We start from the raw sequence: 1,754 nt of genomic DNA on the forward strand, positions 1-1,754 counted from the left end.
GCCCGCCGATCTCCTCCGCCCCATGCGCACCGGCCATCACGGCGGCGCGGATCGCGGACGGCTCTTCCGAACGCGGATTATCATCCGTTACGATCACATGATCGGCCAATTCCGCCGCAACCTGCCCCATCAATGGCCGCTTGCCTGCATCGCGATCCCCGCCCGCGCCGAACAGCGCGATCAGCCGCCCCTTCGTATGCGGCCGCAAGGCCTCGATCGCGGCTTTCAGGCCATCGGGTGTATGGGCATAATCGACATAGACCGGCGCGCCCGTTTGGCAGATGACCGCCCGTTCCAGCCGCCCGCGCACGGGCTGCACCCGGCCCAACAGTTCCAGCACCTTGGCCACGTCGCCCCCGGTCGCGATGACCAAGCCCGCTGCGGTCAGCGCATTGGCGGCCTGATACGCGCCGATCAGCGGCAGATTGACGGTGTAGCGCTTGCCCTCGACCTCGATCTCCAGCAATTGCCCCAATTGCGTCGGCGTGCGCGAGACAAGGCGCAGCGCCTCCCCCTTCTCGCCGACCGACAGCAGCTTCAGCCCGCGCGCCGCGACCCGCGCGATCACCTTGTCCGACCAGGCATCATCGGCCCACACCACCGCCGCGCCATCGGCCGCGACCACTTCATCGAACAGCCGCATCTTGGCGTCGAAATAGCGGTCCATATCGCCATGATAGTCGAGATGGTCGCGCGACAAATTGGTGAAGGCGCCCGCGACGACCGGCAATCCTTCAGTCCGATATTGGTCCAGCCCATGGCTCGACGCCTCGAACGCGGCATGGCTGACGCCCTCTCGGCGCAGACCCGACATGTTGGCGAGGAAAGTGACGATGTCCGGCGTGGTAAGGCCCGTGGAAACCTGGTCGACCGACGTCGTCACGCCCAGCGTGCCGATGGAGGCGGCATGATGCCCCATCATCCGCCACAATTGCCGCGCCAGTTCCACAGTGGATGTCTTGCCGTTGGTGCCGGTCACCGCAACGGTCACATCGGGGAAAGGCGCAAAATAACGCGCGGCCAGCTGCGCGAACAGGCGACGCGGATTGGCGTGCGCAATATGGATCGCGCCCTCGACCACCGCTTCCGGCCGGGCGACGACGGCAATCGCGCCTGCCTTCACCGCATCAGCAATATAATCCTCGCCATTGACGCGCAGCCCCTGGAACGCGCCGAACACCGTGCCGCGCGCAACCTTGCGATTGTCGATCGCAAAGCCAGTGATGTTCTGATCAAGGTCAGCGTCCGCCCCGACATGGGCGTCCAGACCGTCGATCAGGGAACCCAGCCGTGTCATTCGCTCTCTCCCTTGGCCTTCCACAGCAGCGGCATCAGGTCCGAAATATCCACGTCGCGGCGCTCATCGGGCATCACGCCCAGCATCGGCCCGACCCGTTCGACCACGCGCTTGACCACGGGCGACGCGGTCCAGGCGGCGGTGCGCAGGCCGAACGTCTCCGCATTGCCCTTGGGCTCGTCCATCATCGCCAGGACGACATAGCGGGGATTATCCATCGGAAAGGCAGAGGCGAACGTCGTCACCAGCGAACTCTTGTTATAGCGACCTTCTTCGGGCTTCTCGGCGGAGCCCGTCTTGCCACCCACCCGGAAACCCTTGGCGTCGGCGCTGCGTCCTGTACCCTCCGACACGATCATCCGCAACAGCTGGCGCATCCGCGCGCTCGTGGCGGCGGTGAAAACGCGGCGGCCTTGCGGCACATCGTCCCCATCCAGCTTGCGCAACGTCGCGGGCC

At 65.8% G+C, this 1,754-nt stretch carries 2 protein-coding genes; both read right to left on the reverse strand.

The genetic code is table 11. The annotated features are described in order from the left end of the window. Positions 1-1,297, reverse strand: a 1,297-nt coding sequence (locus IL54_RS01935; RefSeq protein ID WP_037472658.1) for a UDP-N-acetylmuramoyl-L-alanyl-D-glutamate--2,6-diaminopimelate ligase, incomplete at its 3' end; no start/stop codon positions are given. Next, positions 1,294-1,754, reverse strand: a 461-nt coding sequence (locus IL54_RS01940; RefSeq protein WP_272945495.1) for a penicillin-binding transpeptidase domain-containing protein, incomplete at its 5' end; no start/stop codon positions are given. The genes IL54_RS01940 and IL54_RS01935, both read right to left, overlap by 4 nt.

Origin of the sequence: Sphingobium sp. ba1 (assembly GCF_000743655.1) — a bacterium.
GTDB lineage: Bacteria > Pseudomonadota > Alphaproteobacteria > Sphingomonadales > Sphingomonadaceae > Sphingobium.